Origin of the sequence: Micromonospora humi (genome assembly GCF_900090105.1) — a bacterium.
Classification (GTDB): Bacteria; Actinomycetota; Actinomycetes; order Mycobacteriales; family Micromonosporaceae; genus Micromonospora; species Micromonospora humi.
In genome coordinates, this window is record NZ_FMDM01000015.1 from 128,208 (window position 1) to 142,529 (window position 14,322).

At 71.4% G+C, this 14,322-nt stretch carries 12 protein-coding genes and 1 tRNA gene; 6 read left to right on the plus strand and 7 right to left on the minus strand.

Going from position 1 to position 14,322, the window contains the following annotated elements; translation table 11 throughout:
* Positions 1 to 20: 20 nt before the first annotated feature.
* The 3 genes from GA0070213_RS25340 to GA0070213_RS25350 all read right to left on the minus strand — a co-directional run bounded on the left by GA0070213_RS25340 (position 21) and on the right by GA0070213_RS25350 (position 1,573).
* Positions 21 to 635, minus strand: a complete 615-nt coding sequence (locus GA0070213_RS25340; RefSeq protein ID WP_091069941.1) for a histidine phosphatase family protein — start codon at positions 633 to 635, stop codon at positions 21 to 23.
* Between the two features lie 66 nt (positions 636 to 701).
* Positions 702 to 1,136, minus strand: a complete 435-nt coding sequence (locus tag GA0070213_RS25345) for a VOC family protein (RefSeq protein ID WP_091069944.1) — start codon at positions 1,134 to 1,136, stop codon at positions 702 to 704.
* 35 nt (positions 1,137 to 1,171) lie between these two features.
* Positions 1,172 to 1,573 carry a helix-turn-helix domain-containing protein gene (locus tag GA0070213_RS25350; protein ID WP_175441484.1) on the minus strand — a complete coding sequence of 134 codons (402 nt, stop codon included), beginning with the start codon at positions 1,571 to 1,573 and terminating at the stop codon, positions 1,172 to 1,174.
* A 153-nt stretch (positions 1,574 to 1,726) separates the two neighbouring features.
* Between GA0070213_RS25350 and GA0070213_RS25355 the strand changes: the two genes are divergently transcribed.
* The 3 genes from GA0070213_RS25355 (at position 1,727) to GA0070213_RS25365 (ending at position 4,058) form a co-directional block, all read left to right on the plus strand.
* A complete protein-coding gene (locus tag GA0070213_RS25355) occupies positions 1,727 to 2,413 on the plus strand; it encodes a DUF4386 domain-containing protein (protein WP_091070082.1) in 687 nt (228 codons plus the stop codon).
* Between the two features lie 134 nt (positions 2,414 to 2,547).
* Complete coding sequence (locus tag GA0070213_RS25360) at positions 2,548 to 3,462, plus strand: hypothetical protein (RefSeq protein WP_091069947.1); 915 nt, start codon at positions 2,548 to 2,550, stop codon at positions 3,460 to 3,462.
* Between the two features lie 188 nt (positions 3,463 to 3,650).
* On the plus strand, positions 3,651 to 4,058 hold the full coding sequence (locus tag GA0070213_RS25365) for a hypothetical protein (protein WP_091069949.1): 408 nt from the start codon (positions 3,651 to 3,653) through the stop codon (positions 4,056 to 4,058).
* 321 nt (positions 4,059 to 4,379) lie between these two features.
* On the opposite strand, the gene GA0070213_RS25375 is transcribed toward GA0070213_RS25365, so the two are convergent.
* Positions 4,380 to 4,456: transfer RNA gene (locus tag GA0070213_RS25375), tRNA-Thr, on the minus strand.
* Between the two features lie 364 nt (positions 4,457 to 4,820).
* Here GA0070213_RS25375 and GA0070213_RS25380 point away from each other — a divergent pair.
* Positions 4,821 to 5,912 (plus strand): ABC transporter ATP-binding protein, encoded by a 1,092-nt coding sequence (locus GA0070213_RS25380; RefSeq protein WP_091069951.1) that lies wholly within the window; start codon positions 4,821 to 4,823, stop codon positions 5,910 to 5,912.
* A gap of 57 nt (positions 5,913 to 5,969) precedes the next feature.
* Here the strand turns inward: GA0070213_RS25380 and rlmB are convergent, their stop codons facing one another.
* Together rlmB and cysS are read right to left on the minus strand one after the other, a co-directional pair.
* Positions 5,970 to 7,094 (minus strand): 23S rRNA (guanosine(2251)-2'-O)-methyltransferase RlmB, encoded by a 1,125-nt coding sequence (rlmB, locus tag GA0070213_RS25385; protein ID WP_091069953.1) that lies wholly within the window; start codon positions 7,092 to 7,094, stop codon positions 5,970 to 5,972.
* A complete protein-coding gene (gene cysS, locus GA0070213_RS25390; RefSeq protein WP_091069955.1) occupies positions 7,094 to 8,509 on the minus strand; it encodes a cysteine--tRNA ligase in 1,416 nt (471 codons plus the stop codon). The genes rlmB and cysS overlap by 1 nt, the downstream gene beginning before the upstream one ends.
* Positions 8,510 to 8,572: 63 nt before the next feature.
* On the opposite strand from cysS, the gene GA0070213_RS25395 reads away from it, so the two are divergent.
* Positions 8,573 to 9,220: an IclR family transcriptional regulator gene (locus GA0070213_RS25395; protein ID WP_091069958.1), complete on the plus strand. Its 648-nt coding sequence runs from the start codon at positions 8,573 to 8,575 to the stop codon at positions 9,218 to 9,220.
* Between the two features lie 151 nt (positions 9,221 to 9,371).
* Positions 9,372 to 10,493: a hypothetical protein gene (locus tag GA0070213_RS25400; RefSeq protein ID WP_091069961.1), complete on the plus strand. Its 1,122-nt coding sequence runs from the start codon at positions 9,372 to 9,374 to the stop codon at positions 10,491 to 10,493.
* A gap of 110 nt (positions 10,494 to 10,603) precedes the next feature.
* Here the strand turns inward: GA0070213_RS25400 and GA0070213_RS25405 are convergent, their stop codons facing one another.
* Positions 10,604 to 14,155 (minus strand): cupredoxin domain-containing protein, encoded by a 3,552-nt coding sequence (locus GA0070213_RS25405; RefSeq protein ID WP_245716546.1) that lies wholly within the window; start codon positions 14,153 to 14,155, stop codon positions 10,604 to 10,606.
* Between the last annotated feature and the right edge of the window lie 167 nt (positions 14,156 to 14,322).

Consider the following 14,322-nt stretch of genomic DNA (forward strand, 5'->3'; position numbering starts at 1 on the left):
GGACTTGGGGGGCTTGGGTGTCAGAAGTGGTAGTCGGCGGGGAGGCCGGTGGTTCGTAGGGCGGGTGGGAGGTGGGCGGCGTCGTTCAGGGTGATCAGCGTGGGTGGGGCGGCGTCGCTGTAGCGGATCACGGTCAGCGCGCAGTTGGCGTGGTTCAGCCCGATCCAGCGGCGCTCCGGCGCCTCCAACGCGTGGCGTACCAGCCAGGCGACCAGGAAGTTGTGGGTGACCACCAGCTCACGGACGTCGCCGGAGGCGGGAGCGGTGGCGAATCGGGCCACCGCCTCCGCCGTCACGCGCGGGCCCTCCCGCCGCTCCTCGTCGGTGAACTGGCCGAGAAACGCGGCGTGCCGCTCCGGCAGGCCGGTCGGGTCGGTGTCGTGCGGCATGTGGTCGCCGGCCCGGTCGTCCGCGTGGACCGGGACACCGGGCAGCGCGGCGGCCACGAGCGCGGCGGTCTCCGCCGCCCGGGCCAACGGCCCGTGGTGCACCGCGTCGATCCGCGCCCCGCGCAGCCGCTCGCCGAGCAGCGTCGCCTGCCGGCGGCCCCGGGCGGAGAGACCCACCTCCGGGGCCTCCGTGCCGGTCTCCTCCTGCTCGCCGTGTCGGGCCAGGAACAGCAGTCGGGTCGCCACCGGTCACCTCACCAGATCGGGAACGGCCGACCCTAGCCGCCGCCCCCGATCCGCGCAGCCCCGCGGTCAGCCGTTCGCCCACTGCTCACGCGGGTGCATCTGGCCGATCCGGATCCGGTTGCCGAACGGGTCGCGGATGCCGAAGTCGATCCCGTACGGCCGGTCGGTCGGCTCGTCGGTGACCTCCACGCCCTTGGCGACCAGGTCCGCGTACGTCTTGTGCGCGTCGTCGGTGGTGAGGAACAGGAAGCCACCGGCGGCGCCCTTGGTGAGCAACTCCCGGACCTGCTCCGCGGTCTTCGGGTCCAACGCGGGCGGGCCGGGCTTCTCCAGCAGGATCTCCCGCTCGACGTCGCCCGGCACGTTGACCGTGAGCCAGCGCATGAAGCCGAGATCCTGGTCGGTGTTCACCTCCATGCCCAACTTGCCGACGTAGAAGTCGAGCGCCTCGTCCTGGTCCAGGACGTAGATCTGGGAGCGGGAGATCGAAGTCATCGTCATGCCACAGACGCTAGAGCAACGCCCTGACCTGGTGCTTATCCGAAACTGCTCGGTCTGGTCCAGGATTTGGCGAAGCAGCTCGGCACGTTCGCGGCGGCGCTCCGACGGCGCCGGAAGTCGCTCGGGGACATGCCGACGATCTCCCGGAAGGTCCGACTGAACGTGCCGAGGCTGGCGAAGCCGACGGCCAGGCAGACGTCGGTGACGTCCCGGTCGGTCTCCCGCAGCATCGACATGGCCCGCTCCACGCGGCGGCGCTGCAGGTAGCGGTGCGGTGTCTCGCCGAACGTGGCGCGGAAGGTGCGGATGAAGTGCGCCTCGGACACGTGCGCGATCCTGGCCAGCGCGGGGATGTCCAGCGGCTGCGCGTACGCCCGGTCCATCGCGTCCCGGGCCCGCAGCATGGCCCGGTTGGACTCCTCCACCGCCCGACTCATCGCCAGCAGGCTACCGCCTGCAAGGCGGGGCCCCCCGTTAACGCATTCGGTATAGGAAGGGGCCCCGCTTAACACCCGCCAGGAGACGCGCCGCGGCGAGGATGCCCGAGCGGCCGATTCGCAGCCGGCAGTGGAGTGGCCATCATCGATGGCATGGCGGCGGCGAAAGGGGCACCGACGGACGCACTGCGGAAGACCTCGCTTGTCGCCGGCGGGTTCTACCTGCTCACCTTCGTCTCGATCCCGACCGTCGCCCTGTACCGCCCGGTACGCGACGCGGACTACCTGGTGGGCACCGGATCGGAGACCCCGGTCGTCGTCGGCGGCGCCCTCGAGGTGGTCGTCGCCCTCGCCTGCGTGGGCACCGCCGTCGCGCTGTTCCCGGTGCTCAGACGGCAGGGCGAGTCCCGGGCGCTGGGGTTCGTCGCCGCTCGGGTGGTGGAGGCCACCGGCATCCTCGTCGGCGTCGCGGCCATCCTGACGATCGTCGGGCTGCGGCGGGCCGCAGCCGGCTCGGATGCGCTGGTCACCGGGCAGGCGCTGGTCGGCCTCTACGACTCGATGTTCCTGCTCAGCCAGAGCCTCGTCCCGGCCGTGAACGCGCTGCTGCTGGGCTCCCTGCTGTACCAGTTCCGCCTCGTCCCGCGCGTACTCCCGCTGCTCGGGCTGGTCGGCGCGCCGCTGCTCGTCGCGTCCGACGTCGGCGTGCTCTTCGACCTCTGGGACCGGCTGTCGCCGGTGACCGCGGTCGGGGCTCTCCCCATCGCCTTCTGGGAGTTCTCGCTGGGTGTCTATCTGATCGTCGAGGGCCTCCGACCGGCGCGCGGAATCGCCGTCTGAGCGCCGGTCCGGCCACCGCCTGCGGGAAACGGGGCAGCGGTGAGCCGGCCGCCTCTGCCACCATGGGCGCGACCGCCACCCTCCGTGGCGGGTGGCAAACCGTCCGCCACGAAACGGGGTTCACGGGGAGGGCCATGCGCACCAAACTGTCCACGATGCTGGCCGCCGTGCTCGGGATGACCGCGTCCCTGGCGCTCGTCGGGGTGCCGGCACAGGCCGCCACCGCCGGCTCCACCGCCACCGTGTCGGACCGGCTCGTGCTCGAGCCGACCGAGCGCGGCTACCGCGGCTCACTGGAGATCGATGTGTCCTACCAGGGCAGCGAGCCGAGCTTCATCTCGTACGTCATGACCGAGCCCATTCCTGTCTCCTTCCAGAACCCCGAGTGGGGTGCCCAGTGCAACGACAGTGGCCAGATCTTGTCGGACGGGCGCACCCGCGTGGAGTGCCAGTTCGCCGGCTTCCAGCTCGAGCCGGGTGAACGGCGCACCTTCACTCTCGACTTCGCGGTGTTGACGCCGACCCAGGCGTACGCCATGAAGGCCCGTGCGGGCCGGATCGTCGTCAAGGTGGGCGACACGGTGATCACCGACGAGACGTTCTCGACCCGCTTCCGCTCCACCACCGGCTCGCTCGCCAACCCGCGGCCCTACGTGCAGGACGCGCAGCCGGACCTGCGAGTGAGCGCCGCCAGCGCGGTCACGCTGGTGCGGCAGCCCGACGGCAGGTTCGAGGGTCGGTTGCCGGTGACCCTGCGGTACGTGGGCGACGCCCCGCACAGCTTCGTCTGGTACACCGTCGACCGCCTTCCGGCTCAGGTCGGGGAGCCGTGGACCGAGGGCAGCGGCCTCAACTCGGTCGAAGGCGGGGCACTCATGGACGGTGAGGAGCGCCGGCTGACGTTGATCGTCAACGCGGCCGCGGACGCCCCGATCGGGGAGTTGGGACAGGTCGACATCCAGTTCTCGCTGATCCGGGCCATCGCACCGGACGTCGATCCGACGGACGACCGCATCACGTTCACCGTCACCACGGCCGAGGCGCCCTGATCGCACGGCCAGTCCGATGGCCACCCTCGCCGAGCGCCCCCACTCGGCGGGGGCGGTCGTGTGCGCGATGGCGGTGGAACGCCGGGTGTCGGCATGTCAGGCGGTGGCCTGGTCAGCCCTGCGTATCCCGCGCGCCCGGTAGAGCAGACCGTTGTACCTGCCAGTGACGTACCGGTCGACGGCACCTGGTGACCGAGGGCGGCGGTAGCGTGACTGTCATTGATATTTTCTGCGGCATGAGTCGGGGCCGGGGTGCTGACAACCGCAGCAACCGGCGGCAGGTCGCAGAGCGGGAACGCGCTGCTGCGGTGGAGGACTACCGTGAGTCGGTCGGCCGGTTGCGGCACACCGCCTACCGGAACATGCGGCAGACGGTCGCCTTCGCCACGATCTTCGTCGCGGTCGTCTCTACGTGGATGCTCTTCATCGGCCAGGCGACGCCAACGACCTTCCCGTGGTTCGCGGTGGCGATCCTCGGCGGCGCGTTCGGATTGGCCACCCACTTCGTTCGGCGGTCGCGTCCGCGGCGGTACGTGCTCGTCGTTGCTGTCGTCCTGGCGGTGGTGGGCGTGACCGGCATGTTCCTGACGAGCTAGGGCCCCTCCCGCGGGAATTGGTCGCGCTTCGCTGGTCGGACGTCGACCTCGACGCCGGCGCGTCCGTCTCCGGGAGTCCGCCGGGTTGCCCGATGTCCGGTGCACGACCTGCGGCACACGGTTGTATCACCGCTGATGGAGTTGGGCGTGCCCCCGCACATCGTCCAGGCCCTCGCCCGGCACGCCGACGTCAAAGGTCTACGCTCACGCCAACCTCGATGCGATGCGCCAGGCGCGGGGGCTGTCATGACCCACGTTGCTGTCAGCGTTGCTGTCAACCGGGGATCACGACGGCCACCGGCCGGGATCGCCTTGTGGAATTGGAGCCCCCGGCCGGGATCGAACCGGCGACATCTCGCTTACAAGGCGAGTGCTCTGGCCAGCTGAGCTACAGGGGCGCATGTGACGCGCTCAGCATAGCGACTGGGTCCCGGAATTCCCGCCTGGCAGCGCTCCCGACCACGGAAAACGTCAGTTTCCCGACCGGCCTGACCGACGGATCGTCGCCAGATGGCCCTCCGGGCCGGGAGATTGATGCCTCGCCGTGCCCGGGTGACCGAAATGTGTATGCCGTCCGTCCCACCCGTTGCTCCTCGCCTTGGCACGATCGTGAAAGACGTTTACGGTGCAGTGACACGGATGACACTCCGAGCGGCCTCGGCTGCCCGGGTGGCGTCGGTGTTGGCCGGCACCTTGGGTGCCGGTCGCTCCTTCACTCGGATCGTCCGGCACGTTCCTGCCGGTGAAAGGAAGCGCTCCATCATGGCTACGGTCACCTACGCGAAGGCATCCCGGATCTATCCGGGCACCGAGCGCCCCGCCGTCAACCAGCTCGACCTCCAGATCGGTGACGGGGAGTTCCTCGTCCTGGTCGGCCCGTCCGGCTGCGGCAAGTCCACCAGCCTGCGGATGCTCGCCGGCCTGGAGGACGTCGACGACGGCGCGATCTACATCGACGACCGGGACGTCACCCACCTCCCGCCGAAGGCCCGCGACATCGCGATGGTCTTCCAGAACTACGCCCTCTACCCGCACATGACGGTGTACGAGAACATGGCGTTCGCCCTCAAGCTGCGCAAGACCTCGAAGTCGGAGATCGACCGGCGGGTCAAGGAGGCGGCGAACCTCCTCCAGCTGGAGGAGTTCCTCAGCCGCAAGCCGAAGGCGCTCTCCGGCGGTCAGCGCCAGCGGGTCGCCATGGGCCGCGCGATCGTCCGCGAGCCGCAGGTCTTCCTCATGGACGAGCCGCTGTCGAACCTCGACGCCAAGCTCCGTGTGCAGACCCGTACGCAGATCGCCTCGCTCCAGGCGAAGCTCGGTGTCACCACGGTCTACGTCACCCACGACCAGGTCGAGGCCATGACCATGGGTCACCGGGTGGCGGTCATGCTGGACGGCGTGCTCCAGCAGGTGGACACCCCGCGGGCGCTCTACGACACCCCCGCCAACGTCTTCGTCGCCGGCTTCATGGGCTCCCCCGCCATGAACATCAAGACGGTGAAGCTGACCGATCAGGGCGGCGCGTTCGCCGAGCTGATGGTCCCGCTGACCCGGGAGCAGATCGAGGCGGCCCGCGCCGAGGGCGGCGACGGCAAGGTCACCGTCGGCTTCCGCCCGGAGGACTGCGACCTGGTCGGCCCGTCCGAGGGCGGCATGCCGGTCGTGGTCGAGCTGGTCGAGGACCTGGGCTCCGACGCCAACGTCTACGGCCACGCCGCGCTCGAGGGCCACAACGAGCGGTTCGTGGTCCGCACCGACCGGCGCACCATGCCGAACATGGGCGACACCGTGTTCGTCAAGCCGCGCACCGGCCGCAGCCACGTCTTCCACGCCTCGACCGGGCGCCGGATCTGACGTACGCGAAGAAAGGGGCGGCCCGCCACGGCGGACCGCCCCTTTTCGTGTGCGGTGTCAGGCCTCGACGGCGCGGCGGCGGGCGACCTCGGCGAGCGTGACCGCGGCGGCGACGCTGGCGTTGAGCGACTCGACGTCGGAGACCATCGGGATGCTGACGGTCAGGTCGCAGGTCTCGCCGACCAGGCGGGACAGGCCCCGCCCCTCCGAGCCGACCACCACGACCAGCGGACCGACCGCGGCCTCGAGGTCGTAGAGGTCGGTCTGCCCGTCGGCGTCCAGGCCGACCACCACGAAGCCGGCCTCCTTGCACGCCTTGAGCGACCGGGTCAGGTTGGTGACCTGGGCGACCGGGACGCGCGCGGCCGCGCCGGCGCTGGTCCGCCAGGCGGTCGCGGTGATCCCGGCGGCACGCCGCTCGGGTACGAAGACACCCTGTGCGCCGAACGCGGCGGCCGACCGGATCACCGCGCCGAGGTTGCGCGGGTCGGTGACCCCGTCCAGCGCGACCAGCAACGGGGCGGCCTGCTCCAGCGCGGCGGTGACCAGGTCCTCGAACGGTTCGTAGGCGAACGGCGGCACCTGGAGGCCGACGCCCTGGTGCAGCACGCCGCCGGTCATCCGGTCCAGCTCGGCGCGGCTGACCTCGAGGATCGCGATGCCCCGGTCGGCGGCGGTGCGGACGATCTCCTTGACCCGGTCGTCGACGTCGATGCCCTGCGCGGTGTAGAGCGCGGTCGCCGGCACCTGCGTGCGCAGCGACTCCAGCACCGGGTTCCGCCCGACGAGCAGCTCGGGGCTGTCCTTCGACGGGTTCGACTTGCGGCCCGGGGAGACCCGGGGCCCGCCGGAGCGGCCGGTGGGCTTGCCACCTCGCCCCTTGGTGGCGGTGGGTACGCCCCGGCCGCCGCCCTTGCCCCAGGTGGTGTCCTTGCTGCCCGGCTGGCCGATCTTGGGCGCGCGGCCCTCCTCGGCGGCGGCACGGCGCTCCTTGTCCTGCTTCCAGGCGGTCCGCTGGGGCAGCTTCTCGGTGCCCGAGTAGGCCTTGTGCCAGGGACGCTCGTCCGCGGGCAGGGTACGCCCCCGGCCGGCGAGGGAGTCCTTGTTCTTGCCACCGGTGCCCTTGGGGGCGCCCGCCTTCGGCGTCAGTCGCCGGCCACGGCGCTGCGAGTTGCCGGCCATCAGTCCTGCTCTCCAATAGTCCAACGCGGGCCCTGGGGGGTGTCCTCGACGACCACGCCGGCCTGCTTGAGCTGGTCGCGTACGGCGTCGGCGGCGGCCCAGTCCTTGCGGCCGCGGGCCTGCGCGCGCTGCTCCAGGGCCAGCGCGACCAGGGAGTCCACCACGCCGCGCAGGTCGCCCGCGCGGTCGCCGCCGGTCCAGGCCGGATCCAGGGGGTCGACGCCGAGGATATCCAGCATCGCCCGGGCGGCGGCGAGCGTCGTGCGGACGGTCACATCGTCCCCGCCGGTCAGCGCCGTGTTGCCGTCCCGGACCACCTCGTGCAGCACGGCGAGCGCCGCCGAGGTGTTGAGGTCGTCGTCCATCGCCGCCGCGAAGGCGTCCGGCAGCCCGTCGGGTCGACCCGCGCCGACCCGCTCGGCCGCCCGCTGCACGAAGCCTTCGATCCTCCGGTACGCGACCGCGGCCTCGCGCAGCGCGTCCTCGGAGTAGTCGATGCGGGACCGGTAGTGCGCGGCGGCGTAGTAGTAACGCAGCTCCACCGGGCGCACCCCGAGCGAGGCCACGTAGTCGAGGTCGAGCGTGTTGCCCAGCGACTTGCCCATCTTGGTGCCGCCGATGCCGAGCAGGCCGTGGTGCACCCAGTAGCGGGCGAACGGCAGGTCGGCGGCCTGCGACTGGGCGATCTCGTTCTCGTGGTGCGGGAACGTCAGGTCGAGCCCGCCGCCGTGGATGTCGAACTCGGCGCCCAGGTAACGCCAGCACATCGCGGAGCACTCGATGTGCCAGCCGGGTCGGCCGCGACCCCACGGCGACGGCCAGGAAGCGTCGGCCGGTTCGTCCGGCTTGGCGCCCTTCCAGAGCGCGAAGTCACGCGGGTCCTTCTTGCCCCGGTCGGGGGCGTCCCCGGCGGGCTGCATGTCGGCCGGGGCCTGCCCGGACAGCGAGCCGTAGGCCGGCCAGGAGGCCACGTCGAAGTAGACGTCGCCGGAGTCGTCGCCGGCCGGGTAGGCGTGCCCGGTCTCGATCAGGCGGGCGATCAGCTCGTGCATCTCCGGGACGTGCCCGGTGGCCCGCGGCTCGTAGGTCGGCGGGAGCACGTTCAGCGCGTGGTAGGAGGCGGTGAGGATCTGCTCGTTGGCGTACGCGATCGACCAGAACGGCCGGCCCTGCTCCATGGCCTTGGCGAGGACCTTGTCGTCGATGTCGGTCAGGTTGCGGATGAACGTGACCTCGAACCCGTGGCGGACCAGCCAGCGGCGCAGCACGTCGTAGTTGACGCCGGAGCGAAGGTGGCCGATGTGCGGGGGTGCCTGGAGCGTGAGACCACACAGGTAGACCCCCACCTTGCCGGCTTCCCGCGGGACGAAGTCCCGCACCGATCGGGTGGCGGTGTCATACAGGCGTAGCGTCACCTCACAAGGGTAGCCGTCCGCACATTTCGAGGTTGGCCGGAGCCGGGTCGTACGCTGCGTGCTGTGGACACGGCGGCACGCCCCCCGGAGACCGCGCAGACCCTGGATCGGGGGCTGCGCCTGCTGCACCTCGTCGCGGACGCCCCGGGCGGGCTGACCGTCACCGAGGCGGCGCACCGGCTGGGCGTCGGCCGCGCGGCCGTCTACCGGCTGGTGGGTGCGCTGGCCGCGCACGGGATGCTCCGGCGTGACGGCGAGGGCCGGCTGCGGATCGGGGTCGGCGTGCTGCACCTGGCCCGCCGCGCCCAACCGCTGCTCGCCGAGGGGGCGATGCCCGCGCTGCGCCGCCTCGCCGAGCGGACCGGGGCGACCGCGCACCTGACCGTGGTCGAGGGCGGCGAGGGCGTCGCGCTGGCGGTGGTCGAGCCCAGCTGGACGGCCTTCCACGTGGCGTACCGGACCGGCTCCCGGCATCCGTTGGAGCGGGGCGCGGCGGGCCGGGCCGTGCTGGCCGGACGCGCCGGCGATGCCGGGCCGGTCAGCACCAGCGGCGAACTCCAGTCCGGCGCGTACGGGGTGGCCGCGCCGGTGCTCGGGGTGCCCGGGCTGGAGGGGAGCGTCGGCGTGGTGTCGCTGACCCCGCTGGACGTGGCCGAGGTGGGTGCCCAGGTCACCGCCGCCGCCGAGGCGGTCACCGCCGCGCTCTCCTGACCCGTTCGCCGCCGACACGGGCTGGGCCGGCGTGGGCCTCTAGCACATCGCGGGCCTGTCGCGAGCGTTGTCCACAGGGTGCCCGTCGGGCACCGGCGGCGGTTGTCCACAGGGGTGTCGGCAGGCGCCGCCGGGCCATCACGCTCGTTCCATGCCACCTCACCCTCATCGACCGCCCGAGCTGGCCGGGCAGGTCTTCCGTGGCTCGGACGCGGTCCGCCGCGGGCTGCTCTCGCGGCACCACCTCCGGGGCGCGTCCTGGGTCCGCCTCCGGCAGGACGTCTACGCCGACGCCCGCCTCGACCGCGACCACGAGCTGGCCTGTCGCGCGGTGCTGCTCCGCATGCCGCCCGACGCCCTGATCGCGGGGCCGTCGGCGGCCTACCTGCACGGCGTCGAGCACGCCGCCGCCTTCACCGACGACGTGCACGTCCTGCTGCCAGCCACGGTCCGGGCCGACTCCCAGCCAGGGGTCCGGGTGCACCACGCCCCGATCGTCGGCGGGCACGGCGGCCTGGCGGTCGACCGCGGCCTGCCCCGGAGCGGCCGGCACGTCCCCGCCGAGGTCGGCGGACCGGGCGACCTCGGCCCCAGCCGGAGGGGACTCGTCACTGCCACTCCCATCCGACTCCACACCCCCACGGCCACCAGCACCGCCACCGCGACCAGGCCGGGGTCGCTCATCGGGCCGCCCGGACCGGCCGGGCGACCGCACCTGACCGGATCACCGCACCTGACCGGCGCGACCGGGCCGCCGCGCACCGCACCCGCGGCCTGCGCCTGGGAGACGGCGGTCTGGGGTGACCCGGTGCGGGCCGTCAGGATCATCGACGGGCTGCTGCGCATCGCGGCGGTCAACCAGGCCGCGCTGGCCACCGAGGCGGCCCGGAATGCCGGGCGGCCGGGCGGGCGCCGGGCGGCCTGGGTGTTCGGCCTGACCGACGGCTGCGCCCGGTCCGCGCACGAGTCCCACCTGCGGGTGCGACTCGTGCTCGCCGGTCTCCCACGCCCGGTGGCGCGGCACCCGGTGCGGGTGCCGGCCGGACTCGTCCGGCACCCCGCACTGGCCTGGCCGGACTTCCGGGTCGCCGTCGAGTACGACCGCCGGCGCCACGCCGACCCCGACCCGCCTCCCGACCGGCACCGGCTCGATGAACTCGCTGAGGCGGGCTGGCTGGTGCTGCATGTGACCGGTGAACACCTGCGTGGGGAGTTCCCCGCCCTGGTCCGGAAGATCCGGGCCGCGCTGGTAGCGCGCGGCTGGCGCCCGTGAACCGCTCCCACCCGGCCGCCGCCACCGCGACGGAGAAGCCGCCGAAGCGAGCGGGAACCGGCGGGGCGACGACGCCCGGGAGAACCCGGACGCCGTCGCCCCGGTTCCGGTCAGGCCGGCGTGGTCACGGCAATGATGCTGCTGAATGCCGAGCTGCCGTACGAGTTCACGGCCTGGATCCGGTAGTAGTAGGTGGTCGACCGGGCCCGTCCGGTGTCGCTGAAGGCACGGGCGGTTCCGGCGGGGGTGAAGGTAGCCAGGTTGGCGGTGAACGACACGTTCGTGGCCCGCTGGAGCACGAAGCTGGTGACCACGCTGGCGGCGCTCTCCTGCCAGGTGAGGTTCACCGTCGCGGTGCCGCCGCCGGCGGCGACGGCGGTGCCGGCGAGGTTCGTCGGGGCGGCCGGCGGGCCGCTCACGGCGATCGTGGCGGTGTTCGACCACGGCGAGCCGACGCCGAGATAGACGGTGCGCACCCGGTAGTAGTAGGTGGTGCCGCCGACGACCGTGCTGTCGGTGTAACTGGTCGCGTTCGCGGCCAGGGTGACCGTGGTCAGGCCGGTGGTGAAGGCGGCGTTGGTGGCGCGCTGGAGTTCGACCGAGGTGGAGTACGACCGGTTGACCCAGCTCAGGTTGACCCGCACCGGGCTGCCGCTCGGTTGGGTGGCGGTCAGGTTCGTCGGGGCGGTCAGGCTGATCACCCCGGAGGCGCTGTTCGACCAGCCGGAATAGCTGGCGCTGTTCTCGCGGCGGACCCGGTAGAAGTAGGTGACGCCGGGCACCGCGGTCGAGTCGGCGTAGGTCGTCGCACCGGCCGCCAGGGTGAAGGTGGTCAGGCCGGCGGTGAAGGTGGAGTTGGTCGACCGCTGCACGACGACCTGGGTGGCGGCCGGCAGCCCGGTGGGATTGGTCCAATTCAGCACGATCGCCGGCGGGACGGTGGCCGACCCGGCATTCACGGTGGCGGTCAGGTTGGTGGGTGGGGCCGGCGACACCCGGATGACGATCGGCCGCATCATGTCGAAGTCCTCGTGATCGACCATGTGACAGTGCCAGACGTACTCCCAACCGAAGTTGTAGGGCTGGTTGGTGACGGTGGCCGGGTCGCCGGTCTGCGGGTCGATCTGGGCGAAGCCGTTGGTGGTGCCGGCGACCTGCGTGGGATCGAGCATCCGGATGCTGTCACCGGTCTTGAAGGGCAGGTTGACCGGCAGCGCGGGCCGCATGGCCACGATGCAGTCCTCGAGCGGGTTCATCCGCACGGTTTCCTTCCAGCCCACCTCGTTGGCGTCCGGCGGCTTGTAGGCGCCGTCCCAGCCGACCCGGTTGATCAGCTGCACGTTGAAGTAGTGGAAGTGGATGAAGTGGGTGTCCACCCCGTTGTGGGTGACCTTCCAGATCTGGGTGCCGTCACCGGCCGAGCCGACCGGAGTGGCCAGGTCGGACATGTAGAGCGTCTCGGTCGGCGGGTCGATGTAGCCCAGCGGGATCGTGGTCTGGATGAACGCGCTGGTCTTGGGCAGTTCGACGCCGAGAGTCGGCATCATCCGGCCGTACACCGGGTCGAACTCCTCGACGATCGCCTTCGGCTGAAGGTCGAGGGTCACCGGGGTGGTGCCGCCCACCGGGACGTAGGTGATGGTGGTGGCCTGGATCGGCACGTAGTGGTTCGTGTAGTTGGTTCCGTACGCCGCGTTGTACGCCTTCTCGGGCACGATCGGCTTCGGCTGACTCTGCGCGTACGCCTGGGGCAGTCGGGCCCGCAGCCGGGTGAGGTCGAACGGCGCGGCAGGCGTGCCCACGACGCGGATCTGCATGAGGGTCCGGGTGTTCGGGCCGTAGCCGGGCTGGGTGGTGGGCGCACCGCCGCTGTCGGTCTGGTCCGGGTCGCCGGTGTAGTAGTCGTACCGGGTGTCGTAGGCGGGCATCGGGGCCGGGGCGTCGTTGTAGAGGATGAGCGTCGACCCGGGTGCGACGGTGGAGAAGTCGACGATCACGTCGGCCCGTTCGGCCGGGCCGAGCAGCAGCGAGTGGTCCGAGACGTTGAGCACGGTGATCGAGCGGCGGTCGTACTCGTAGTTGATCGGCTGGGGCGGGATGACGGCGACCTCCGGCAGGAATCCGCCCTCGTTGCCGATCTGGATCCAGCTCGGGCCGACCGCGGCCGGGTCGGGCACGCCGCCCTCGCGGCCGTCGGTGGGCCAGGTCGGCGGCAGGCCCTCGCCCGGACATGCCTCGACCATCGGCACCTCGCCCGCGCCCCCGTCGTTCAACGTGCCGTCCGGCTTCCACATGGTGCCGTTCGAGGCGGCGTGGTAGAGCTGCAGGTTGAGCGCCCGGTCGTTGCTCGCGTTGAGGATGCGGAACCGGTACGCCTTGGGCTCGACCTGGAACGTCGGGTAGGCGCAGCCGTTCACGATCGGGGTGTCCAGGAACGCCTCGGGCGTGATGGTGGGCAACGGTGTCCCCGGCTGCACCGGCGGCTCCCAGGGCCGGTTGACCGGGTCGTAGTACGGGTTGGGCACCGGACCCTGCTCGATACCGGTGAACGGCGGCCAGAACCACGGCCCGTAGTCCCAGCGGCCCATCGGGTTGGCGCCCTCGGCGTTGTAGGGGTTCTGGTTGGGCATGTAGACGTGCGGCATCCACAGGTTGCCCGGGCCGCCCCAGTTGACGGTGTCCCAGGTCGGGTCCTGCCGGGCGAGCTGCGCCGTCGGCGGCACGAAGGTCTTGTCCTGAATGACCAGCGGGAGGTCGCCGGCGGGGATGACCCCGTCGGCCACCATCTGCTGCTCCACCGGGTCCTGGAGGATGAGCGTCCCGAACTGCCCGCTGTACGGGGTCAGGTGGGTCATCCCCTCCGTGTGGTCGTGGTACCACATCATTCGGGCGCTCTGTTGCATCGGGAAGTAGAGCGTGACCCCACCCGGGCCGGGGTCGGGCATGTCCGGCACGTTGGCGTAGCTGGCGCCGCGTGGGTAGGAGGTCACCTCACCCGGCGGGGTGAGCCACTGCAACGGCGTGCCGTCGCTGATCCAGGGCGTCTCCGATCCGTGCAGGTGTACGACGGCCCGGTTCTGGGTGTAGAGCTCGGTGCTGTTCAGCGGGCCGGTGCCGTTACCGGTGAGGGTGATGTCGACCGGCAGGAAGAGCTTGCCGGCCGACCCGGTGGGCAGCAGGTTCAGGAACTTGATCCGCACCGGGCGGTCCCGCCGCGCGTAGATCAGCGGCCCGCAGTAGTAGGGGCGGACCGGTGGCGGGATGGTGTTGTGTCCGCTGGGGTCGGTGCCGTTGTTGATCTGTCGATACCCGCGGACGCGGGCGGGGGGCAAAATGTCCCGGCTGAACTGCTTGCCGTAGTCCTGGAGGCAGATCTCGTAGTAGTCGGATCCGGGGTAGGTGATGGTGTCGGGCGTCGCGACCGGGATGTAGTGGTTCAGGTTGTTGGCGTTGGCCGGGCCGACGCCCGGCAGCGTGTCGACGAACTTGCGGACACCGGTGCCCGGTTGCACCACCCCGCCGACGACCGTCGGGAGCGGGCTGTTGGCGTAGTTGGGCGTGAATCCGAAGTAGTCCGGCGGGTCGTTGGGGCCGAGCGCCGGCTCCTCGACCGCGGTCTGCTTCGGGATGGCCACCTCGCGGACGGTTTTCTCCTCGGACATGGAGCTCCTCCTCCCCGAGGGCCGGACTGGCATCGATGCCGCCGACCCAGCTGTCACTCTCAGTAACAAGAGAAGCTGATCGGCGTCACGAAGGAAAGGGTCCTTTGGCCTATGGAGTGGGCCTGAGCTGCATAAATGCCATAACGCCCCAACCGGACAGCCCTCGA